Source organism: Paenibacillus cisolokensis, assembly GCF_050481165.1.
GTDB lineage: Bacteria > Bacillota > Bacilli > Paenibacillales > Paenibacillaceae > Paenibacillus_AH > Paenibacillus_AH cisolokensis.
In genome coordinates this window covers 161,372-184,884 of sequence record NZ_JBCNFP010000017.1, presented here as the reverse complement: position 1 = coordinate 184,884, position 23,513 = coordinate 161,372, and the positions used below count along the sequence as shown (strand labels likewise).

The following is a 23,513-nucleotide window of genomic DNA, read 5'->3' as shown; positions in this document are numbered from 1 at the left end:
AGCGCCCCTGGGGTGCGCGAACGCCCGCCCCCTGCGCGCTGGCGGGCCCCTAGCGCACTTGAGGTGCGCAAACACCCCGCCCCCGCGCCGCTGCCGGGCCCCTAGCGCCCCTGGAGTGCGCGAACGCCCGCCCCCTGCGCCGCTGCCGGGCCCATAGCGCCCCTGGGGTGCGCGAATGCCCGCCCCCTGCGCCGCAGTCGGGCCCCTAGCGCCCCTGGAGTGCGCGAACGCCCGCCCCCTGCGCCGCGGGCGAGCCATAGCGCCCCTGGGGTGCGCGAATGCCCGCCCCCTGCGCCGCAGTCAGGCCCATAGCGCCCCTGGGTGCGCGAATGCCCGCCCCCTGCGCCGCAGTCGGGCCCCTAGCGTCCCTGAGGTGCGCGAACGCCCCGCCCCCGCGCAGCGTGTTCCCCGCCCGCTATTGCCACTTTCAAAATAGGTCGCCGCTTATATTGACGAAAGACGTATAACGCAGGTATGATTAAGGATATAACTTTGTATAAAGACGAAGAAAGGGAAGAGTCGCAAGCCAAGCCTTCAGAGAGCGGAATAGTTGCAGCTGAGAGTTCCGCAGGATGTTGCTGCGACAGGTCGCCCCGGAGTCGCCTGCCCGATGCTCGATTCAGCCAAGGCAGGCCGGCAGCAGCCGTTATCTGTCCGAGTGCCGCATTACGCCGTAGCAGGCGGTGCGGAATGAAGGTGGTACCACGGAAGAGCACAGCCCTTTCGTCCTTTGGCGGACGGGGGCTTTTTCTATTTTATGGGCCGCTGAGCCCGATTTCATGGAGGTTGAGTCAAATGGCAGACAATCAGACGGCGACGGCGATGCCGACGACGTACGATCCGAAGCAGGCGGAGCAAAAATGGTACGATTATTGGATAAAAGGCAATTTTTTCAAGGCTGGCGTAAGGCCGGATGCGAAGCCGTACACGATCGTCATCCCGCCGCCGAACGTTACGGGTATGCTGCATATCGGTCATGCGCTCGATTTCACGCTTCAGGACATTATGATTCGCGCGAAGCGGATGCAGGGTTACGATGCGCTGTGGCTGCCGGGTACCGACCATGCGGGGATCGCCACGCAGACGAAGGTGGAGCAGCGGCTTCGCGAGGAGGGCGTAACGCGCTACGATCTGGGACGCGAGGCATTCCTCGAGAAAGTATGGGAATGGAAGGAGCGGTACGCCGAAACGATCCGCGAGCAGTGGGCCAAAATGGGCTTCTCGCTCGATTATTCCCGCGAGCGGTTTACGCTCGATGAAGGGCTGTCGCGCGCGGTGCGCGAAGTGTTCGTCCGGCTGTACGACAAAGGTCTGATCTATCGCGGCAAGAAGATTATCAACTGGGACCCGGCCGCCCGCACGGCATTGTCGGACATCGAAGTGGAGTATAAAGAAGTCAACGGCCATCTCTATCATCTCCAATATCCGCTCAAGGACGGCAGCGGCACGTTGACGGTGGCGACGACCCGGCCGGAGACGATGCTGGGCGATACGGCCGTCGCCGTTCACCCGGAAGACGAGCGCTACAAGCATCTGATCGGCAAAACGCTCGTGCTGCCTATACTCGGCCGTGAAATTCCGATTATCGGCGACGAGTACGTGGAGAAAGATTTCGGTTCCGGCGCCGTCAAGATTACGCCGGCTCACGATCCGAACGACTTCGAGGTCGGCCTGCGGCATGATCTTCCGCAAATTATCGTCATGGACGAAAGCGGCGTAATGAACGAGAATGCCGGCCCGTATCAAGGGCTCGACAGGGCCGAATGCCGCAAGCGGATCGTGGCCGATCTGAAAGAGCAGGGCGTCCTGGTCAAAATCGAGGATCACGTTCATCAGGTCGGCCATAGCGAGCGCAGCGGAGCCGTCGTCGAGCCGTACTTGTCGACGCAGTGGTTCGTCGCGATGGAGCCGCTCGCGGAGCGGGCGATCGAAGAGCAGAAGGCCGGCAAAGGCGTCCGTTTCGTACCCGACCGGTTCGAAAAAATTTACTTGCACTGGATCGAGAACGTCCGCGACTGGTGCATCTCCCGCCAGCTGTGGTGGGGTCACCGGATTCCGGCCTGGTATTGCGACGGCTGCGGCGAGCTTCATGTTTCGCGGGAAGACATGACCGATTGTCCCGCATGCGGCGGCCCGCTCCGCCAGGACGAGGACGTGCTGGATACATGGTTCAGTTCGGCGCTGTGGCCGTTCTCGACGCTCGGCTGGCCGTCGGAGACGGAAGACATGAAGCGGTATTATCCGACCGACCTGCTTGTCACAGGCTACGACATCATCTATTTCTGGGTGGCCCGGATGATTTTCACCGCGCTCGAATTTACCGGAACGATTCCGTTCCGCGACGTGCTGCTGCACGGCCTCGTCCGCGACGAGAACGGGCAGAAGATGTCCAAGTCGCTTGGCAACGGCGTCGATCCGCTCGATGTGATCGAGCAGTACGGCGCGGATGCGATGCGCTTCATGCTGTCGACCGGCATTACGCCCGGCCAGGATTTGCGCTACCGCAAAGAGAAGGTCGAGCAGGCGCGCAACTTCGCGAACAAGATCTGGAACGCGTCCCGCTTTGCCCTTATGAATCTGGAAGGCTTTAAAGTGTCGGACATCGATCTTTCCGGCAAGCTCGGCACGGCGGAAAGATGGATTTTGCACCGGCTGAACGAAACGGCGCGCGATATAACCCGCTTGATCGACCAGTACGAATTCGGAGAAACGGGCCGATTGCTGTACAATTTCATCTGGGACGATCTGTGCGATTGGTATATCGAGTTTGCCAAGCTCAATCTGTATGGCCAGGACGAGGAAGCGAAGCGCGCCACGCAGTCGGTGCTCGCTTACGTGCTCGACCGGACGCTGCGGCTCATCCATCCGTTCATGCCTTTCATCAGCGAGGAAATCTGGCAGCATCTGCCGCATGAGGGCGAAACGATTACGCTGGCCGCCTGGCCGACGTATGACGCCGCGTTCGAAGCACCGGAAGCGGTGCGCGAGATGGAGCTGCTGATGGAGCTTATTCGCGCCGTGCGCAACATTCGCGCCGAGGTCGGAGCGCCGATGAGCCGCAAGGTCGAGCTGATCGTCAAGCCTTCCGGAGAGACGGAGGAAGCGATCCTGAACCGCAACCGCGATTTTATCGAGCGGTTCTGCGGCACGTCGCAATTGGAGATCGGTCTTGCTCTTGCCGGACCGGACAAGGCGATGTCCGCGGTTGTGACGGGGGCCGAGCTGTTCTTGCCGCTTGCCGGACTGATCGACATCGAGCAGGAGATCGCCCGCCTGGAAAAAGAGCTGAAAACGTTGAACGGCGAGGTCGAACGGATCGAGAGGAAGCTGGCCAACGAAGGCTTTATGGCGAAAGCTCCGGCCAAAGTAATCGAGGAAGAACGCAACAAATTGAAAGACTACGCGGACAAGCGTGCGAAAGTGCTGGCGAGAATCGCCGAGCTTCGCGGCTGACCGCGAACGGAAAGAAGGAAATGCTGCGATGACGGAAACGACGAATCGGCAGACGGAACCGTTCGCCACCTACCGGGAGGCGGCCGACTGGATTAACGGCCTCGTTCCTTTCGGCATCCGGCCGGGCCTGGAGAGAATCAATCTTTTGCTGGAAAGGCTCGGCCATCCGGAGCGCCGGCTGAAATTTATTCATGTGGCCGGCACGAACGGCAAAGGCTCGGTCTGCGCTTATTTGACGAGCGTGTTGATTCGGTGCGGTTACGATGTGGGGACGTACACGTCCCCATATCTCACGAAGTTTACGAATCGTTTTCAATATAACGGCGAGGATATCCCGGAAGAAACGTTGACGGCATTGGCCAACCGGCTCAAGCCGGAAGTGGACGAGATCGCGGCGACTCCGCTCGGATCGCCGACGATGTTCGAAGTATCGACGGCGCTTGCGCTGCTCTATTACGCGACGGTCACCTACCCCGACTACGTCGTATGGGAGACGGGCCTTGGCGGCCGGCTGGACGTAACGAACGTCGTGACGCCGGTCGTCTCGGTCATTACGAATGTCGGGCACGACCATATGGACATTCTCGGCGATTCGATCGTCCAGGTGGCCAGCGAGAAGGCGGGCATCATCAAGGCCGGCGTCCCCGTCGTGAGCGCGGTCGAACAGCCGGAAGCGATCGAGGTGATCCGGGAGACGGCGGAGCGGAAGAGCAGCACACTGTATTTGTACGGAAAGCAGTTTCGCGAGACGCCGATCGAGGTGCGCGAAAACGAGCAGACGTTCCGCTTCGAAGGATTGTTCCGCAATATTGAGCCGCTGACGATTACGATGAACGGCGCGCATCAGCGGAAGAACGCGGCTGTCGCGATCATGACGCTGGAAGTGCTGCGGCAGTATTACGCGCTGATCGTAGAGGACGAGGATTTGGCCGCCGGTCTGCGCGAGACGGCATGGCCGGGAAGGCTGGAGATGGTATCCGACAATCCGCGCATCCTGCTTGACGGCGCCCATAATCCCGAAGGCGCGGAAACGTTGGCGTCGGCGCTGACCGATACGTATCGGTACGAGAAGCTGCATGTCATGATCGGTATGCTTGAGAACAAGAAACATCGCAACGTACTGAAGCATATACTGCCACTAGTGGATTCGCTGATCGTAACGGCGCCTGATTTCCGCAAAGCGATGGCGGCGGAAGCTTTGGGAGAGCTCGCTCGGGATATGATGAAGGAGATGGACCTGCACGTGGAACTGGCAGTCGTGCCGGATTGGCGGGAAGCGCTGGAGCGGCTGCGCCGGACGACCGGCTCCGGCGATCTGGCGGTCGTGACCGGTACGCTCTATTTGATCGCTGATGTCCGTTCCCGTCTGTTGAGCAACTCGGATAATGAAAAAGGTTGGTGAGTCTCTGTGAATTCGGCAGAACATGTACATTTCATCGGCATCGGCGGCTACGGCATGAGCGCGATCGCCAGAGTTATGCTGGAAATGGGTTACACGGTGACCGGATCGGACGTCGCCCGCCAGGAACTGACGGAGAAGCTGGCGGCCAAAGGCGCGCGCATCTATATCGGCCACGAGGCCAAGCATGTTCAGGGAGCGGATCTGGTCGTCTATTCCACCGCGCTGGCAAAAGACAATGTGGAGCGCAGAGCGGCGGAAGAGTTGAACATTCCGGTGCTTCATCGCGCCCAGATGCTCGCCCGCATCATGAATGCCGGCAAAGGCGTGGCGGTGGCGGGGGCGCACGGGAAGACGACGACCTCATCCATGATCGCGCTCGTAATGGAGATGTGCAAGCTGGATCCGACCTACGTTATCGGAGGGGAAATCGTCAACGTCGGGACGAACGCGAAGGCGGGCAAAGGCGATTATGTCGTGGCGGAAGCCGACGAAAGCGACGGCTCGTTTCTGCAATACCGGCCGGCTATCGGCGTCGTGACCAACATCGAGCCCGATCATCTTGAAAATTACGACGGCGACTTCGGCAAGCTGAAGGCCGCTTACGTGCAGTTTCTGCGTCAGATCAAGCCGGGCGGCCGGGCGATCGTCTGCGCCGACGACGACAACTTGCGCGAGCTGCTGCCCCGCCTCGAAGCCGATTTTTCCGACGACCGCCGCATCGTGACGTACGCGGTCGAAGGCGATGCGGAATTCAAAGCGGAGCGCATCGCGCTCGGAGACCGGATGGTATCGTTCGCGGTGACGCGCAACGGCGCCGCGCTCGGCACGATCGAGCTGTCGGTGCCGGGGCTGCACAATGTGTACAATGCGCTGGCCACGGTTATCGCGTGTCTGGAGGCGGGAATCGCCTTCGAGGATATCGCCGAGGCGATCCGTTCCTTCCGCGGGGCGAAACGGCGTTTTCAGGTGCTGGGCGAAGTGAACGATATCCTCGTCATTGACGATTACGCCCATCATCCGACGGAGATTCAGGCGACGATCAGCGCGGCCAAGGCGACGAGCAAACGGATTGTGGCGGTATTTCAGCCGCAGCGTTATTCGCGCACCTTCTTTTTGCTGGAGCAATTCAGCCGGGCTTTCTCGGAAGCGGACCGGGTCATCATTACCGATATTTATTCGCCGGCCGGCGAGCAGCAAATCGAAGGCGTTCATTCGCGGAAGCTTGTCGAGCTTATTCGCCAAAACAGCAATCCGAACACCGATTACATGGCGACCAAAGAAGAAGTACAGGCCCATCTGGCAGAAACGGTGCGGCCGGGCGATCTCGTCATTACGATGGGAGCGGGCGATATTTGGAAAGCGGCGGACGGTCTCGTCCAGACGCTCAAAACGAAACATCCGGTATAACATGGAAGCCTCCGAACCGCTGTCACAAGCGGAAGCCGGAGGCTTCTTTGCGTTTTTCTTGCTTTCGGGGCGGGGACAATCATAACTCTATCAATGGGCTCATATGATCATAGTAGAAGATATGGGACAAGGAGAGAGCGATATGAACCCGAAAGCGCGTATCACGTACCGGTTTGACCATAAAACGGCGGAGTTTGGCGCGAAGCGGACGAACGGTCCGGAAGGCGGCGGCGAGACGAAGGGCGGCGAGGCGAAGGTTGTGCCGATCGGGCGGGACCGCGAGGAGATGACGTTTACGACGGAAATCGCTTCCTGGAAAAGTCCATTCCAGGACGATATCGGCGCGCTGGAGCAACTGATCCGCGACACGGATGCGGACCATGCGTCTGCGGAGCGCAAAGGGGCCAATAGCGGCAGCGCCAAAACCGGCCAGGCGAAAAACGGCACAATCAAAGTCGGCGCGGTCAAGAGCGCGGAAGATGCCCGGAGAAGTTCGAAAGGCGCGCCGCCGTCCGTAACGGCGTCCGGGCCGGCAACGGCCGGAGGCGGCCGTCCGGACGCGCTCCGGCCGGACGGTGCGCGGACCGCCGCGGCAGACGCTGCGGACGGAGGAAGCTACTGGTTTTCGGCGGACGCATCGCTTTTGCTTCCGGCCGACGGCGAAGACCTGCCCGATTTGATGCCGAAGGCGCCGCATCGGGAAGGGCCGGTGATCGAGCGGGATGCGGAAGCCGCTTCGTCCTCCCGGTTCGGCAGCTTCGGCCGTTACTCTACCGTGCGCTCGCGCGGCCCGGCACGGGGGCCGTCATGGATGAAAGTGTTCCTGTCGGTCACCGGCGCGATCGCGACCGGGGCGCTGTTCGGCTATGTGCTGCTATCGCTTTTTGCCGATCAGCCCTCGCTTCCGTCCGACCGGCCGGGGGCGGAGCAGACGAGTCAGGAGGGTGCGACAGCATCGCCCGGAGACGAAACGTCGGTTCCCGCCTCCGGGGAGGACGGGGAGAAGGCTCCGGAATCCGGCGCCGGCGAAGAGCGGAATGCCGCCGCGAATCCGGCCGGCACAGTCGCCGTGAAAGCGCCGGAAAGGACGTATCAGATGCTGCAATTCGGCGTATTCAGCAGCAGCGAAGGCCGGGATGCGGCGATCGCCCAGTTGAAGGACAAGGGGCTGGCCGCCGCCGCGCTTTCGACGGATGCCGATTTCCGCGTCTATGCCGGCATCGCCGACAATCGCAGCGAAGCGCTCGCGCTCAGCGCCAGGATGCCGGATCTCGAAGTATTTATCAAGCAGGTGGACGTTCCGGCCGCAACCAGTCTTCCTTTCGCAGGCAAATCCGAGGAATTGCAATCCTTCATCGACCTTACCGGCGAGCTGGTCGGGCAGCTGGGCAAGCTGACGGTCGCCCAGTTGGAGCAGCCGTCCCTGTCGCCAATCGGGGAAGCGGCCGTCGAAAGCTGGAAGGAAACGCACGAGCAGTGGACCAAAGCGGCCGCCGCGGCGCAAGCCGGAGCGGGCGATGGTGCCGGCAAGACGGCCATTGCGGAAATCGTCAAATCGCTCAATTCCGCCGCTGTGGCATTGGAGGAATATAACCGGAAGCCGGCTGTTTCCCATCTGTGGTCGGTGCAGAGCGCGCTGATGAACGCCGTTCTCGCCGAAAAAGGTTGGAGGGAATCGGCATCCGCATTGTAAAGACGTCTGTTGGCGCTTATAATAAATATGTCAATACTTGGCGAGAGGCGTTGAACGATGAAGAAAAACGGCTGGATACTGATGCTGTTCATTGTGCTGGGATTGCTGGCCGGCGCGCTTGTGGCCCGATGGCTGCCGCAGATGCCGGGCCTGACTTTTTTAACGCAAACCGAAAGCATTAACCTGTCTCCGGCAGCCGATCTGCACGTATTTCGGTTTGACTTGACGATCGGCCTCGAACTGAGCCTGCTGAGCATCATCGGAGCCGTTCTGGCCGTTTGGCTGTACCGCAGGATGTAACGATCCCCGCCGGCAACCGGCGGATGAAAGGAGTGCGCAATGTGACGACGCGAACTTCAGAGCGAATCCATCACGATATCCGCCAGCTTGTGCTGGCTTCTTCTTCGCCGCGCCGGCGGGAACTGGTCGCATTGCTCGGCCTTTCCTTGCCGGTTCGTCTTATTTCGACCGATGTCGACGAAACGTCCGACCCGGCGTGGACGCCGGCTGCGACGGTGGAACAGTTGGCGCTGCGCAAAGCGCGGGCTGCGGCGGCCATGCTGCGCGGCGAGGAAGCCCCTCCGTCGGTTATCGTCGGAGCCGACACGATCGTCGTGCTGGACGGACAAGTTCTCGGCAAGCCGCAGTCCGAAGACGAAGCCGTTTCGATGCTGAGGCGGCTGCAGGGGCGCTCGCATGACGTATATACCGGCGTTGCCTTGATCGGTACGGCGGACGGACGCGAGCTCGTGCGACACCGTTCGACGCGGGTGACGATGAAGCCGCTCGATGACGAACGAATCCGCCGCTATGTGCGGACCGGCGAGCCGATGGACAAGGCCGGCTCGTACGGGATTCAAGGGCTCGGCGCCACGCTTGTCGAGCGAATCGAAGGCTGTTATTTCAACGTCGTCGGCCTGCCGTTGCCGCTGCTCGCGGATATGCTGTCGGAATTTGGCGTAGACGTACTTTGACGTAGACGTAATTTGACGTGCTTTAACGAAACGAAGAATCCGAAGAAAAGAAACGTACGGTAAAGGCAGGGATGGACATAATGACGCAGCCCAGTTACGTTCTGCGCGATGTCCCCCATGAAGACCGACCGAGAGAGCGCATGATGAACTATGGGGCCGAAGCGCTGAGTCATGCCGAGCTGCTGGCGATTTTGCTGCGCACGGGGACGAGACGGGAATCCGCCGTTCACCTGGCCGGCAGAGTGTTGAAGGAATGCGGGAGCTTGCGCAATTTGCTGGATATGTCGCTTGAAGAATTGACCGCCATCCGCGGCATCGGACAAGCCAAAGCGCTGCAGCTGATGGCCGGCATCGAACTGGGGCGGCGGATCAACCGCGAGCGGACGGACGGGCCCGTCACGATCCGCAGACCCGAGGATGCCGCGAACATCGTCATGGCCGATCTGCGCTATTTGAAGAAAGAACATTTCGTCTGTTTGTTTCTGAATACGAAAAACCAGGTCATTACCCAGGAAACGCTGTCCGTCGGCACGCTGAACGCCTCGCTCGTCCACCCGCGCGAGGTGTTCCGGGCCGCGATCAAGTGCAGCAGCGCGTCGATCATTTGCGTGCACAACCATCCCAGCGGAGATCCTTCCCCGAGTCCGGAGGACGTCGCATTGACGAAGAGGCTTGCCGAAGCCGGGGAACTGGTTGGCATCGACGTGCTGGATCATATTGTCATCGGCGATGGGCGCTATGTCAGTTTGAAGGAACAAGGTCTCTTGTAATATAATAATAGGGATTGTCGGATCGAAGAAGGGAGAACGAACATGTTTGGTGGTTTTACAAGAGACCTGGGTATCGACCTTGGAACGGCGAATACTCTCGTATATGTCAGAGGCAAAGGAATTGTAGTCAGGGAGCCTTCCGTGGTAGCCCTGCGTACCGATACGAAAACGATCGAAGCGGTCGGCGAACACGCGAAGAAGATGATCGGGCGCACGCCCGGCAACATTCGCGCCGTCCGTCCGATGAAGGACGGCGTCATCGCCGACTTCGAAACGACGGCGACGATGATCAAGTATTTTATTCGCCAAGCCCAGAAGCAGCGCTCGCTGTTTCCCCGCCATCCCAGCGTGATGGTATGCGTTCCTTCGGGAATTACGGCGGTGGAGAAGCGGGCCGTTGAAGATGCGACGAAACAGGCGGGCGCACGGGAGGCGTACACGATCGAAGAGCCTTTCGCTGCTGCGATCGGCGCCGATCTGCCCGTATGGGAACCGACCGGAAGCATGGTCGTCGATATCGGCGGCGGCACGACCGAGGTGGCGGTCATTTCGCTCGGCGGTATCGTGACGAGCCGTTCGATCCGCATCGCGGGAGATGAAATGGATGAAGCGATTATCCAGTACATCAAGCGGATGTACAACCTGATGATCGGCGAACGGACAAGCGAGCAGCTCAAGATGGACATCGGGACGGCGCTGCCGCTGGAAAAGACGGAGTCGATGGAAATTCGCGGCCGGGACCTCGTTACGGGCTTGCCGAAGACGCTCTCGATCACGTCGGACGAAATTACCGAAGCGTTGACCGATACGGTGAACGCGATTGTGGAAGCCGTCAAAATTACGCTCGAGAAATGTCCGCCGGAGCTCTCCGCAGATATTATGGACCGCGGAATCGTGTTGACGGGCGGCGGAGCGCTGCTGCGCAATTTGGACAAGCTGCTCGCGCGCGAGACGGGCATGCCGGTCATCGTGGCGGAAAATCCGCTCGACTGCGTTGCGATCGGCACCGGCCGGGCGCTTGACAATATCCATCTGTTCAAAAATAAAGGCGGCGCTGCGTCCCGTTCCAGACGTTAATGTCCGCTAGCGGTCGGGTGAAGGAATGGGCGGGTGATTGAAGTGTCTAAACACATCCGGAATAAAAGGTTGTTCGTGCTCATGCTCGGTCTGATCTTGTTCATTGCGGTGATCGGCTTCTCCATTGCCGACCGCAAGAACCTGTCCTGGCCGGAAAACTTTATCAAAGATACGGTCGGATTCGTTCAGCAATGGTTCTACAAGCCCGCTGGTTATATGGCGGGCTTGTTTGAGGATATCCGTACGCTGCGTACGCTGCGCGAAGAGAACGAGCAGTTGCGGCAGCTGGCCGCTGCCTATGCAAGGGATAAGGCGGAGTACAATTTTGTCCGGAACGAGAACGAACGGCTGAAGAAAGAGCTCGGCTTCACGGAACGGCAGCAGAGTCTGTACAAATACAAATATATGATCGCTCAGGTCGTGGCGGTCAGCCCCGATCCGTACAACCGAACGATCCGCATCAATCTCGGCTCCAAGGACGGCGTCCGTACGAATATGGCCGTGACGAGCGTGGAAGGCCTTGTCGGCATCGTCAGCAAGGTATCGCCGTTCCATGCCGAAGTGATGCCGCTGACGGAACTGGACGACAGCTCGCTGACGTCCAAGTCGATCGCGGCGACCATTCGCGGCAGAGAGGACAAGTCATTCGGCATCGTCAGCAGCTATGACGATGAAACGGGCATGCTGCATATGAACAAAATTCCCGAGAACGACGAAATGACTGTCGGGGATACGGTCATTACGTCGGGCTTCGGCAACGTCTATCCTCGCGGACTTACGATCGGAACGGTGGAAACGGTGCAGGTCGGCGACATGGGATTGACGAAAGTGGCATCCGTCCGCCCGGCGGTCGATTTCGACCATTTGTCGGAAGTGTTCGTCGTGGAAGTGCCGGGTCAAGAGGAGACGTCGGAATGAACCGGTACGGCCTGATCGGGATTATGCTGCTGCTTTTCATGCTGGAAGGAACGATCGTGCCGTGGCTCGTTCCGGTCGGCTTCGGCGACCGGATCGTTCCCCATTTCGTGTTCGCGTTCGTTCTGTTCGCGGGTCTGTACGGCAGCCGGTATATGGCGTTCGGTCTCGGAATCGGCTTCGGACTTCTTCAGGATATCGTCTATTACGGCCATCTGATGGGCGTTCATACGTTTCTGATGGGCCTGCTCGGCTACACGGCCGGTTTGCTGGCGGCGAACAAACGGATCACGCTCGTCATGGCGCTTGCCATAATCGGTTTGGCCACATTCGCCTACGATTCGGGCGTATACTTCATTTACAGCGTCTTTCGCATTTCGACTGAAACTTATGACTGGGCCATTATCGATCATATCGCTCCCAGTTTATTTCTCCAGCTGATCTTTGCTCTTGTCTTTTACATACCGGCAAGACGATGGTTTGAACGGATCGCTCCCAGACAAAAGTCAGGCGAGGAGGAATAGCGGGCTGCCGGCAGGAATCCGCCGGTTCCGGGACGAAAGGTATAAGTTCAGGGAGGGACGGACGTGGCCGATAAACAGTATATTACGATCAAGGGCGTAAAAGACGGTCTCGTGTTCCTGCTTGACGACCGGTGCGAGTTTTCCGCGCTGCTGGACGAGCTCCGGTACAAGCTGGAAAATACCCACCAGCAGCTGTTATCGGGCCCGCTCGTTCACGTTCAGGTGAAGCTCGGCAACCGGCGCGTCAACGAAGATGAGAAGGAGCGGCTTCGGGCTGTCATTCGTCAGCAGGGCAATCTGCTCGTTCAGTCGATCGAATCCGAGCATCCCGCGGAGATGGCGGCCGGCAGGCTGGCGCTGAAGGTCATGACGGCGATCGTCCGCTCCGGCCAGACGGTCGAGCACGAAGGCGATCTGCTGCTGCTCGGCGACGTGAACCCCGGCGGTGCGCTGCGCTGCACGGGAAACATCTATGTGCTGGGCGCGCTGCGGGGGATGGCGCATGCCGGCTGCGACGGCGACGAGAAGGCGGTCATCGCGGCCTCGCTGCTGCGCCCGACGCAGCTTCGCATCGCCGGGGTGATCAGCCGGCCGCCGGAAGAATGGATCAGCGGGGACGCGGCGATGGAATACGCCTTTTTGCAGGACGGAGTTATGAAGGTCGACAAGACGACGCAGCTTCACCGCCTGCGCAAAGAATCGGTCTTCTTTAAAGGAGTGTAAATCATGGGAGAAGCGATTGTCGTAACGTCGGGCAAGGGCGGGGTCGGCAAAACGACCACTTCCGCCAATCTGGGGACGGCTCTCGCCCTGCTCGGCAAGAAGGTGTGCATGGTGGATACCGATATCGGATTGCGCAACCTTGATGTCGTGATGGGACTCGAAAACCGGATCATCTACGATCTCGTCGACGTGGCCCAAGGCCGCTGCCGCCTTCAGCAAGCGCTCGTCAAGGACAAGCGGTTCGATGAATTGTATATGCTGCCGGCCGCACAGACGAAAGACAAGCACGATGTGACGCCCGAGCAGGTGAAGGATATGGTCATGGAGCTGAAGAAGGACCATGACTACGTCATTATCGATTGTCCGGCCGGCATCGAACAGGGATTCCGCAATGCGGTCGCCGGGGCGGACCGGGCCATTATCGTGACGACGCCGGAAAATGCGGCCGTGCGCGACGCGGACCGGGTCATCGGCCTGCTGGAGCAATCGCAGCTGCCTTCGAAGCTGATCATCAACCGCATTCGGGCGAACATGGTCAAATCCGGCGAGATGCTGGATGTCGAAGACATTTGCAACATTCTTGCCATCGATCTGCTCGGCATCGTCCCCGACGACGAGAAGGTGATCAAGTCGGCCAACGCCGGAGAGCCTACCGTGATGAATCCGTCCTCGCGGGCGGCGATCGCTTACCGCAACATTGCACGCCGGATACTGGGCGATATGGTGCCGTTAATGCCGCTGGAAGAGAAGAGCGGCGTATTTAGCCGGTTTCGCAAGTTTTTGGGAATAGGATGAGCTCGCGGTGATCAACAAACTGAAAAAATTCGACTGGGGCATTCTTCTACTGCTAGGTTTGTTTATGATCATCAGCTTTTTCGTCGTCAGAAGCGCGACGTACGGCGATCCGCGATATGCCAGCTACGATACGAAAACGCTTATTTTTTACGGTCTCGGGTTTATCGTGGTGCTGTTCGTATCCATGATCGATTACCGGGTTTTTCTCAAAGTATGGCATGTCTTGTATGGCATCGGCATCGTCATGCTTGTCGCCGTTCTCTTGTTCGTGCCGGAAATTAACGGGGCGAAAGGCTGGTTCAAGCTGCCTGGCGATTTGCTCTTTCAGCCTGCGGAAGCGGTCAAGCTGTTTCTCATTATCGGCATCGCGGTGCTGATGGGCAGGCGCAAGGGCGCCCCGTTGACGTTTGCGCAAGATCTGGTGCCGATCGGCGTCTTCGTCGGCATCCCGTTTGTCCTTGTTATGGCGCAGCCCGACCTCGGCAACGCCGTCATTTACCTGGTGATCGCGCTCGGCATGCTGTGGATCGGCAACGTCAAATATACGCATGTGCTGACCGGCACGGCGATCGTCGTTGCGGGGCTCGTCGCGTTCGTCATGCTGTTCAATACGTACAATGCCGAAATTAAACAATACCTGGAAGACAAGAAGAAGCTTCACTGGTACCAGCGGATCAATACGTTCGTCAACCCGTCGGAGGCGACATCGGATGAGCGGCATCAGGCCGAAAACGCCAAAATCGCCATCGGTTCGGGCGGTTTGACGGGAGACGGTTTTATGCAGGGGGACATGAAAAACCGCGGCTTCATTCCGTACCCGTATTCGGACTCGATCTTCGTCGTCGTCGGCGAGGAATTCGGTTTCCAGGGGGCGGCGATTTTGCTGCTGCTCTACTTCCTGTTGATCTACCGGATGATCATTACCGCTTTCCAGTGTCACGATCTGAGAGCGTCGTTTATCGTCATCGGCATCGTGTCGATGTTCGTCTTTCAAATTTTCCAAAATATCGGCATGACGATCGGGCTGATGCCGATTACCGGCATTACGCTGCCGTTCGTCAGTTATGGCGGAACTTCGCTGCTGATCAATATGTTTTGTATCGGGCTCGTATTCAGCATACGGGCACATCAGGAAGTATACCAGTTGAACGATTGACGCAAGCCGTCCGGAATGCCGGATGGCTTGTTGCAATATATAGTTCAAATATAGTCCGACCAACCAATACCGGGAAAGAAAGGGCGATGGGGATGAAGATCGTAGTGCTGGACGGATATGCGACGAATCCGGGAGACATGAGCTGGCAGCCGCTCGAACGGCTCGGCCGCTTGACGGTTTACGACCGGACGAAGGCCGAAGAGGTTGCGGAACGGGCCGCCGAAGCGGAAGCGGTGCTGACGAACAAGACGCCGATTGACGCCGAAGCGTTGAACCGGCTGCCGAAGCTGCGTTATATCGGCGTGCTGGCCACCGGCTACAACATAGTCGACATCGAGGCCGCGGCCAAACGCGGAATCGTCGTGACGAACGTGCCGGACTACAGCTCGATGTCTGTCGCGCAGCTTGTATTCGCCTTAATATTGGAGCACTGCCACCGCGTGCAGCGACATGCGGATGCGGTCAATGCCGGCGAGTGGGCGGCTTCCCCCGACTTCACGTTCTCCAAATCGCCACTTGTCGAACTGGCCGGCAAGACGATCGGCATTGTCGGATTCGGCGAAATCGGGCGGCAGACGGCTCGGTTGGCGACCGCGTTCGGCATGAACGTCATGGTACATACGAGAACGGAGAAACGGGTAGCCGGGCTGGAACATGTCTCCTATGTGACGTTGGAAGAACTGCTGCGCCGGTCGGACATCGTTTCTCTGCATTGTCCGTTGACGCCGGAGACGAAAGAGATGATCAATCGCGAGACGATCGCGATGATGAAGCGGACCGCCTTGCTCATCAATACGGCACGCGGCGGACATATAGCGGAAGCCGATCTGGCGGAAGCTCTCCGGGAAGGGCGCATTGCAGGTGCGGGATTGGATGTGCTCTCTGTTGAACCGCCTGCAGCCGACCACCCGCTGATAGGGCTCGACAACTGCATCGTGACGCCGCACATCGCCTGGGCGACCCGGGAGGCGCGCGCACGACTGATCGGAATGGCCGCCTTCAATCTGGAACGTTTTATCGCAGGGGAGACGGTGAACCGGGTCAACTAAACGCCGCTCGCGGAAACATCCTTGTCTGCACCCTGCTCCGTTCATACGCATATGCGGAACATACTTGCTGAATGCTGCATCCGTTCATACTCATATGCGGAAACATACTTGTCTGCATCCGTTCATATGCATATAGTGATACAAGCCTCCCTGGACGTTTGGCCGCAGAAGGCCCGGGGCGGGTGAAGAACGGAGGGAGCGGACGATGGATATCAAAAATGCGATCCGGCAGCGCAGGCAGGAGAGAATACGCCAGCTTTTGGAAGAGCATGACCGGAAGAACGGCGCGCACAATAAGCCTCCAATCATACGCGGCGCATCGCCGCTGCAACCGCCGCCAAGCGGGCAAGGCGGTCTCTATCGGGATACGTCGGCTCCGGCAGCGCCGGATCGCCGCGCGCAAGGTTATCGAACGCAGCGTCCTAACTCTACGGACGAGTCCGATCCGGAACGGGCCTGGAAAGCGAATCCGTATCCTTGGCTCGGATGGGACAAGGACGAGATGGTCCATTCGAGAAAGGGCGGCGGCTTTCCCGGAGACAGCGGGGACGGCGGGCATACGTTCGGTCGCGAGCTTCTGCAAAAGACGGTTGCCGCGGCAGTCATTTTTGCCGCAGTGTGGGGGATGTTTCGGCTCGATCCGCCGTGGACGCGTGGCGGTCAGCAGTTCGTGCGGCAGGCGTTGACGCAAGAGATGAATTTCGAGGCTGTGGCGGCATGGTACCGCGAGGTTTTTGGCGGCGCGCCGACCTTTATTCCGATATTCAATCCGAATCCCGGCGAGGCGACGGAGACGGGCAGTACGGTGAAGCTGCCCCTTGTCGCTCCCGTACAGGGCGGGGCGGTCGTCCGCTCCTTCGCCGAGCTGCTAAGCGGCGTTGAAATCGCCGGCGAATCCGGCGCTCGCGTGCGCGCCGCGGAGACGGGCCGGGTCACGCATGTCGCCGATGAAGGAGGCAAAGGGACGACGATCGTCATCCAGCATGCCGGCAATCGCGTGACTGTATATGGCGCCTTGTCCGAGTCGAACGTCGCCCAGAACGATTGGGTCGAAGCGGGACAGACGATCGGGAAGCTTGCGACGCCGCCGGATGGGGAGCCGGCGCTGCTCTATTTTGCCGTCAAGCAGAACGGCCGTTACGTCGATCCGTCGGACGTGATGCCGCTTGATTAAATTTCGCGGCATCGCCTGGTCCGTCCACCCGTTATTCGTTCTCGTCATGCTCGCCTCCGTGCTCACCGGTTATTTCGCCGAACTGATGACGCTCTTTACGCTCGTTCTCGTTCATGAAATCGGCCATCTGCTAGCCGCCCGCAGCTTCGGCTGGACCGTACGGGAAGTGAAGCTGCTGCCGTTCGGCGGCGTTGTCGAAGCGGACGAGTCCGGCAGCGCTCCGGCGGCCGAGGAAGCGGCCGTCGCGATAGCCGGGCCGCTTCAGAACATATGGATGGGCGCGCTCGCCTGGCTGTTCGGGTATTGGGGCTGGTGGGAAGAAGATTGGTCGGCCTATATCGTACAAGCCAACGCGCTGCTTGTTGCCTTCAACCTGCTGCCGATCTATCCGCTGGATGGGGGACGGCTGCTGCAGTCGGCGATCAGCCTCGGAATACCGTATCACCGGACGATGGTATGGACGTTTCGCATCGGATTGATGCTCAGTCTGGCGATGGTCGTTTACGCTGTTCTGCCTCCGTTTCATCCGGAAGGAACGGCCGGCGTACAGCTGAATTTGCTTATGATCGGCTTATTCCTGCTCCTTTCCAATTGGACGTATCGCCGCAATATGCCGTATTTATTTATCCGCTTCCTGATGCGTCGGGACCGCGTTGCGGTCCGCCGGATAGCGGGCGGCAGTCTGGCGCGGCCGATCGTTGTGACGGAAGGGCAGCCGGTTTCGTCGGTCGTTCGGCTTTTGCTGCGGGAGCAATACCATCTCATTTATGTGATGGGCGAGCGCGAACGCATTATGAACGTGATGCCCGAACGGCGTCTTGTCGCCGGGTATCTGAACGACAGCCGGCCGCACCGGGCCATATCCGAGCTGTTTACCGACGCCCGTTGACCTGTTGCCGAAGCGGTCTTCGGATCTTGGCGGCGGTCAAAAACGATTGACGAAGCACACAAACAAATGGTATATTGTGGGTAACTCTATATGTAAACGTTTTCACCCATAATTATGACTTATTCCGGTATCATCATTCATTCCAACATTATGATTCAGCCACGGTCATGATCTATTTACAAACATGCTTCGCCCAGAATCTGTGAGTTGAGTTGCCCACGACCATGAATCATTCCGTTTTTATAAGCGATTTAAATCCATAAGTCAAACAAAACGGAGGGAAATCGGGTGAAATTTCCGGTATTGTCGGATGAATTTCGGGTAAAGCGGCTTGCGCCGCCTAAAGGCAAGACGGTCAGAATGGTGCTGGACACGGATACCTACAACGAGATCGACGATCAGTTCGCTGTTGTATACGCTTTGAAATCGCCGGACCGTCTGCGGGTGGAAGCGCTGTATGCGGCGCCCTTCTTCAATGAATTATCCAGCGGACCCGCAGACGGGATGGAGAAAAGCTACGATGAACTGCTGCGCATTGTCGGCCATCTCGGAATAACGCCGGAACGATTCGTCTACAAGGGGGCGAGAACGTATTTGCCCGGTGCTTTCGAACCGGCGCATAGCGAGGCCGCCCTTGATCTCGTCGAAAGAGCGATGGCTTCTTCCGACGACGACCCGCTCTATGTGACGGCGATCGGCGCCATTACCAATGTGGCATCCGCAATTTTGATCGAACCGCGAATTATCGAGAAGATCGTCGTCGTCTGGCTCGGCGGACACGCGCTGCACTGGCCGAATACGAATGAATTCAATTTGCAGCAGGACGTTCATGCCGCAAGAGTCGTTTTCGATTCCGGCGTGCCGCTGGTGCTCGTGCCGTGCATGGGCGTAGCTTCCCATTTGCAGACGACATTGGCGGAAATCAAGGCGTTTGTTCAGGGCAGAGGCGCCATCGGAAATTTCCTGCACGATACGTTCGAGCGCTGCTCCAAAGATCATTTCGGCTATTCGCGGGTCATCTGGGATATTTCGACGGTGGCTTACTTGATCGAGCCGGATTGGGTTCCGACAACGCTGGCATTCAGCCCGGTTCTGACGGATCAATTGACATGGAGCACCGATGCGTCAAGGCATTTGATCCGGTATGCGTTTTTCGCGCACCGGGATCCGATCTTCAAGGATCTGTTCCGCAAAATCGCGCGTAATGCGTGACTGATAGGACCGCATACGACCGCAGAAATCGTATCGCAACGGGCAGTTGCTGTGTGAAGATTTGCTTGCGCCGGACGTCAGCTTTGCGGCTGCGTGAGCCGGCGCCGATACTTGCGCTGCATGCTCGCGCCACGTGCCGGCGCCCTAGCGCCCTAGGCTGGCGCCCCGTACTGGCGCCCCCGGCGGCGCCTTTTCAATCAGGTTATTAACGTGGGCCGTCCATTCATGTTATGATGTTGCTAAGAGATGGCAATAGGGTGCCGATACATACAATGCCATGTACGATTGGCAATTGGGATGCGCAGTTGCGATACAAGTCTTTATCAGCCTTCTGAAACGGGTGGCGACAGCATGAAACAATTAGTGGTTCACGGTCACGGCGAATCGTTGCAAACGGCGGTTCTGGAAAATGGCGTGTTGACGGAATTTTATTGGGAACCGTCGGAGACGAGCGGACTTGTCGGCAATATTTATAAAGGGCGGATCGTCAACGTGCTGCCGGGCATGCAGGCGGCATTCGTCGATATCGGACTTGGCAAAAACGCGTTTCTGTACGTCGACGATGCGCTTCACCCGAATTTGGAGCGGCAGCCGAAGGAGAAACCTTCCGTCGAGAAGCTGCTTCGTCCCGGACAGGAGCTGCTTGTGCAAGTGATGAAGGAGCCGATTGGCGGCAAAGGAGCGCGGGTCACGACGCATATTTCGCTTCCGGGACGTTCGCTCGTCTTTATGCCGAATGCGGATTACACTGCCGTGTCCAAAAAAATTTCCGGCGAACAGGAGCGCGGACGGCTCCGTGCGATCGGCGAGGAGCTGCGGCGGGACGAGGAAGGCGTCATCATGCGGACGGCGGCGGAAGGGGAGAGCGAAGAGGCGCTTCGCACCGATCTGCAGCTTTTGCGCGAGCAGTGGCGGTTCATTCGGGAGCGGGCGAAGACGGCGAGTGCCCCGGCAGAGCTTCACCGGGAAGCCGGATTGATGCGCCGCATCGTCCGGGACGCGCTGACGGCCGACACCGACGAGGTATGGATCGACGATGAAGCGCGCTATGCCGATGCGGAACGGCTCATTCGGGAGATGGCGCCGTCGCTCGCCCCGATTCTTCACCATTACAATCCGGACGGCGGATTGCCGATTATGGACCGCTTCGGCGTCCGGGAGCAGCTCGATGCCGCCTATCGTTCGCGCATCGAACTGGCGAGCGGCGGTTATCTGATCTGGGATCAGACCGAGGCGCTGACTGTGATCGACGTCAATACCGGCAAGTTTACGGGCAACCGCGATATGGAGGAGACGTTCTTCCAGACCAATATGGAAGCCGCGGACGAAATCGCCCGGCTGCTCCGCCTGCGCGATACGGGCGGCATTATTATCGTCGATTTTATCGATATGGAGTTGGAGGAACATCGGGAACGCATTCAGGCGCGCCTTAACGAATGGGCTAGACGGGACCGGACGAAGTGCACCGTCGTCGGTTGGACCAAGCTCGGTCTTCTCGAGATGACGCGCAAAAAATCCCGCGACAGCACGGCCAACCGGCTGTACGAGACATGCCCGTCCTGCGGCGGCGCCGGCAAACGGTTCGTCGGCTTGCCTGGTTAACCGCACAATTCGGCCGGCAGCGGCGTTCTCGGGCAATGCGGGCGCTTCGTCATGTCCTCTGCCCTGCAATCGTGCCTTACTTTTGCCGAAAGCCCGCCGCTCAGCGGGACTCCTTATTGTCGTCTTGTTCACCCCGCCCCTAGCCGTTATATTTAACTCAACGCAACGACCGTTCGTTTCCCTTGCATTTCACATATCCCTTCTTCATTTCGCCCGATTTCCTGTTCCGGTTCCGACCGGTTTTTATTTTTTTAGGAACATTTTCCGACATGCGCCGTATGAAACGATATACAGAAAAAAGGTAAAGGAGAGGGCATATGGACGTCATCGATTTGAAGACCAGGAAGCCGAGCAACGTGAAGGGTTTGCCGCCCGGATTTTTTCGCAAAATCGGCTACGTCATAGCCGGCGTCATCGTGCTGATCATCGGCTTTTCCTGCATCTACACTGTGCAGGAGCAGGAGCGGGCAGCGATTCTGACATTCGGCAAATATACCGGTGAAGCGCGGGCGGGGTTGCATTTCAAGTGGCCTTATCCGATTCAGCAGGTGGTGAAGGTGCCGGCTGAGCTGATCCAGCAAATGACGATCGGTTACCGCGAGGAGGGTAATACGATTACGCCGGTGGAAGAAGAAGCGCTGATGATTACGGGAGATGAAAATATCGTCTCCGCCGACGCCGTCGTACAGTGGAGAATCAGCAACATACGCGACTATTTGTTCAATGTGGAAGATCCGGAGCGTTTTCTGCGAAACGCGGCCAGCTCCTCGATCCGTTCCGTGATCGGCTCCGAAAAGCTCGATTACGCCATTACCGACGGCAAGACCGATATTCAGGAGAAAGTCCGGGAGAAGCTGATCGAGCTGCAGGAAACGTATCAAACCGGCATTCAGGTGCTTGACGTCAAGTTCCAGGACATCGAGCCGCCGGGCGGCGAGGTCGAAGAAGCGTTCCGCGAAGTGACGAACGCCCGCGAGGAGAAAAATACGAAAATCAACAATGCGGTCAAATACGAAAACGAGCGGATACCGAAGGCAAGAGGCGAAGCCCAGGCGCTGCTGGAAAAAGCGGAAGCCGAGAAAAAATCGCGCATCCTGAACGCCCAGGGGGACGTGGCCAAGTTTAACGCCGTCTACGAGCAATACAAGGCCAATCCGAATACGACGCAAAGCCGTCTCATTCTGGAGACGCTGGATAAAATATTGCCGAACGCCCGAATTGTCATCGCCGATTCGTCCGGGGATACGGTCAAATATTTGCCGCTGAACGAGCTGCTGCAAGGCTCGAAGCCGCCGGCGCAATCGCAAGCGCCGTCTGCCGGACAGGGAACGCAAGGGGGAGCGTCGAAATGAGCAAATCGAACAAACGCAAAATCTACTTCGGCATTGGCGCGCTGATCGCGGTCATCCTGCTGGCCAATTCGGTGTTTCTCGTACAGGAAGGCCAATACAAAGTCGTGCTGAAGTTCGGGGAAGCCGTCCGCGTCGCCGGAACGCCGGGACTTCAATTCAAGATTCCTTTCGTGGAGAACACGATGACGCTGCCGAAGCGGCAAATGACGTATGAAAGCACGCCGACTTCCATTTTGACGAAAGACAAGAAGCCGATTATCGTCGACAACTACACCGTGTGGCGAATCGAGGACGCGCAATTGTTTTTGCGGTCGGCGAAGACGGTCGGGGCCGGCATTCAGCGGATCGACGCGACGGTTTACAATACGGTCAGACGCAAGCTGTCGGAAATCAATTACGACGAAATCATCAGCGAGAATACCGCACGCGGCAACATTAACGACCAAATTACGAAAGATGTGGCGGAAGCGCTGAAGCGCGACAACTCCGGCATTCAGATCATCGACGTAAGGATCAAGCGCACCGATTTGCCGGAAGGCAACAAGCAGAGCGTATACAACCGGATGATCTCCGACCGCCAGTCGATCGCGGCGCGCTATCTGTCCGAAGGCGACGAGGAATCGCGCAAGAGGATGTCCAGAGCGGACCGTACGGCGATGGAGCTTATCGCGGAAGCCGAAGCGAAGGCCAAGGCGATTATCGCGGAAGGAGAAGGGCAAGCCGCCAAAATTTATAACGACGCCTACGGCAAAGATCCGGAGTTCTACAACTTCTACCGGACGCTTGAAAGCTATGTGACGACATTGCAGAACGAGCCGGTCATCCTGATGCCGATCGATTCGCCGTATGCCCGCATTCTATTAGGAAAATAATGCCGGATTCCGGGTTTTTCCGGACGGCGGACGAATGCCCGCAAACCCTGCATGAGAGGGGGATGCGGGCTTTTTCATTTTGTCGGAGAAAAGGTATTGATTCATTCGCATCCATCTGGTATATTGTTCACGATAATGATAATCAATATCAATAGCCTTACATATCAAGCCGCCAACGGAGCGGTCGAAATTCCGAAAAACCGCAACGGATCGTGGATTTGACGGACAGCTACGTCGGCCACTTGCCGGCTCTCGGCACAAGACGGTTTTCATTTTGCAGCCCTACGATAGAGGAATCTATGCCTTCGGACATAACTACGGCAGGGTGGTGAAATCATTTATGGAAAAGAAACCTTCCCCGATATCGAAGACAGCGTAGGCGGTATTCGCGTCGTTCAGGCTTTTGCCAACGAGAAACATGAAAAAGCCCGGTTTGCGGTCAACAACAGCCCCTTTCGCCTGACGAAACTGCTC

General features: G+C 58.4%; 20 protein-coding genes. All 20 read left to right on the top strand.

Translation table 11 applies throughout. The features are described 5' to 3' along the window. The first annotated feature begins 795 nt into the window (after positions 1-795). The 20 genes from ABEV74_RS03640 (at position 796) to hflC (ending at position 23,039) form a co-directional block, all read left to right on the top strand. The gene (locus ABEV74_RS03640; protein ID WP_430143475.1) at positions 796-3,453 is read left to right on the top strand and encodes a valine--tRNA ligase; all 2,658 of its coding nucleotides are present in this window, start codon (positions 796-798) and stop codon (positions 3,451-3,453) included. Between the two features lie 28 nt (positions 3,454-3,481). Further along, a complete protein-coding gene (locus tag ABEV74_RS03635) occupies positions 3,482-4,855 on the top strand; it encodes a bifunctional folylpolyglutamate synthase/dihydrofolate synthase (protein WP_062491899.1) in 1,374 nt (457 codons plus the stop codon). Between the two features lie 54 nt (positions 4,856-4,909). Then, positions 4,910-6,262, top strand: a complete 1,353-nt coding sequence (gene murC, locus ABEV74_RS03630) for a UDP-N-acetylmuramate--L-alanine ligase (protein WP_430143485.1) — start codon at positions 4,910-4,912, stop codon at positions 6,260-6,262. A 142-nt stretch (positions 6,263-6,404) separates the two neighbouring features. Then, positions 6,405-7,955, top strand: a complete 1,551-nt coding sequence (locus ABEV74_RS03625) for an SPOR domain-containing protein (RefSeq protein ID WP_430143473.1) — start codon at positions 6,405-6,407, stop codon at positions 7,953-7,955. 57 nt (positions 7,956-8,012) lie between these two features. Further along, positions 8,013-8,255 (top strand): DUF4321 domain-containing protein, encoded by a 243-nt coding sequence (locus ABEV74_RS03620; protein ID WP_430143471.1) that lies wholly within the window; start codon positions 8,013-8,015, stop codon positions 8,253-8,255. 23 nt (positions 8,256-8,278) lie between these two features. Then, positions 8,279-8,929: a Maf family protein gene (locus ABEV74_RS03615; RefSeq protein WP_062496631.1), complete on the top strand. Its 651-nt coding sequence runs from the start codon at positions 8,279-8,281 to the stop codon at positions 8,927-8,929. Between the two features lie 80 nt (positions 8,930-9,009). Beyond that, positions 9,010-9,699 carry a RadC family protein gene (gene radC / locus ABEV74_RS03610; RefSeq protein WP_062496635.1) on the top strand — a complete coding sequence of 230 codons (690 nt, stop codon included), beginning with the start codon at positions 9,010-9,012 and terminating at the stop codon, positions 9,697-9,699. A gap of 42 nt (positions 9,700-9,741) precedes the next feature. Continuing rightward, entirely contained in the window at positions 9,742-10,776 is a 1,035-nt protein-coding gene (locus ABEV74_RS03605; protein ID WP_062491904.1) for a rod shape-determining protein, read from the top strand. Between the two features lie 42 nt (positions 10,777-10,818). Beyond that, a complete protein-coding gene (mreC, locus tag ABEV74_RS03600; protein WP_307860590.1) occupies positions 10,819-11,694 on the top strand; it encodes a rod shape-determining protein MreC in 876 nt (291 codons plus the stop codon). Next, positions 11,691-12,215 (top strand): rod shape-determining protein MreD, encoded by a 525-nt coding sequence (mreD, locus tag ABEV74_RS03595; protein WP_062491908.1) that lies wholly within the window; start codon positions 11,691-11,693, stop codon positions 12,213-12,215. Before mreC ends, mreD begins: the two co-directional genes overlap by 4 nt. Positions 12,216-12,278: 63 nt before the next feature. Then, a complete protein-coding gene (minC, locus tag ABEV74_RS03590; RefSeq protein ID WP_062491911.1) occupies positions 12,279-12,938 on the top strand; it encodes a septum site-determining protein MinC in 660 nt (219 codons plus the stop codon). Between the two features lie 3 nt (positions 12,939-12,941). Continuing rightward, positions 12,942-13,733: a septum site-determining protein MinD gene (gene minD, locus ABEV74_RS03585; protein ID WP_062491913.1), complete on the top strand. Its 792-nt coding sequence runs from the start codon at positions 12,942-12,944 to the stop codon at positions 13,731-13,733. 7 nt (positions 13,734-13,740) lie between these two features. Beyond that, the gene (locus tag ABEV74_RS03580) at positions 13,741-14,889 is read left to right on the top strand and encodes an FtsW/RodA/SpoVE family cell cycle protein (RefSeq protein WP_430143468.1); all 1,149 of its coding nucleotides are present in this window, start codon (positions 13,741-13,743) and stop codon (positions 14,887-14,889) included. A gap of 92 nt (positions 14,890-14,981) precedes the next feature. Next, positions 14,982-15,938: a D-2-hydroxyacid dehydrogenase gene (locus ABEV74_RS03575; RefSeq protein WP_213529211.1), complete on the top strand. Its 957-nt coding sequence runs from the start codon at positions 14,982-14,984 to the stop codon at positions 15,936-15,938. A gap of 205 nt (positions 15,939-16,143) precedes the next feature. After that, positions 16,144-17,112 carry a peptidoglycan DD-metalloendopeptidase family protein gene (locus ABEV74_RS03570; RefSeq protein WP_430143466.1) on the top strand — a complete coding sequence of 323 codons (969 nt, stop codon included), beginning with the start codon at positions 16,144-16,146 and terminating at the stop codon, positions 17,110-17,112. Then, on the top strand, positions 17,105-18,001 hold the full coding sequence (locus tag ABEV74_RS03565; protein ID WP_213529213.1) for a site-2 protease family protein: 897 nt from the start codon (positions 17,105-17,107) through the stop codon (positions 17,999-18,001). Before ABEV74_RS03570 ends, ABEV74_RS03565 begins: the two co-directional genes overlap by 8 nt. Before the next feature lie 288 nt (positions 18,002-18,289). After that, positions 18,290-19,213: a nucleoside hydrolase gene (locus tag ABEV74_RS03560; protein ID WP_430143464.1), complete on the top strand. Its 924-nt coding sequence runs from the start codon at positions 18,290-18,292 to the stop codon at positions 19,211-19,213. Between the two features lie 351 nt (positions 19,214-19,564). Further along, a complete protein-coding gene (locus ABEV74_RS03555; protein ID WP_062491924.1) occupies positions 19,565-20,815 on the top strand; it encodes an Rne/Rng family ribonuclease in 1,251 nt (416 codons plus the stop codon). Positions 20,816-21,132: 317 nt separating this feature from the next. Beyond that, complete coding sequence (hflK, locus tag ABEV74_RS03550; RefSeq protein ID WP_430143462.1) at positions 21,133-22,167, top strand: FtsH protease activity modulator HflK; 1,035 nt, start codon at positions 21,133-21,135, stop codon at positions 22,165-22,167. Next, positions 22,164-23,039, top strand: coding sequence for a protease modulator HflC (hflC, locus tag ABEV74_RS03545; protein WP_062491926.1), 876 nt, complete (start codon positions 22,164-22,166; stop codon positions 23,037-23,039). Before hflK ends, hflC begins: the two co-directional genes overlap by 4 nt. The last annotated feature ends 474 nt before the right edge of the window (positions 23,040-23,513 follow it).